The organism is Paraburkholderia sp. SIMBA_027, assembly GCF_046535315.1.
GTDB lineage: Bacteria > Pseudomonadota > Gammaproteobacteria > Burkholderiales > Burkholderiaceae > Paraburkholderia > Paraburkholderia tropica.
Window position 1 is genome coordinate 1 of the sequence record NZ_JAWRWY010000811.1, and the last position, 264, is coordinate 264.

Below are 264 nucleotides of genomic sequence, written 5' to 3' on the forward strand. Positions count from 1 at the left end.
TGGCGGACATCACCACGAGCACGATGTTTACAACACCGGTTTCTACCAGCGTCTTTCGGGTTGGGTCACGTGGTGTATCGAGCGTCGCTGGGCCGTGCTCGGCGTCACCGCCGTGCTCTTCGCGTTCGCGATGGCGGCCTTCACGCGCGTGCCGCAACAATTCTTCCCGAACTCGGAACGGCCTGAGCTGCTCGTGGACCTGCGACTGCCGGAAGGCGCCTCGTTCCAGGCGACGCTGCGTGAAGCGAAGCGCCTGGAAAAGGC

Annotated in this window: 1 protein-coding gene; it reads left to right on the forward strand. The window is 64.0% G+C overall.

Annotation, left to right across the window (positions count from 1 at the left end):
- Positions 1 to 264 (forward strand): efflux RND transporter permease subunit (locus SB764_RS41315; RefSeq protein WP_410866942.1); only part of this gene is annotated, 264 nt, incomplete at both ends.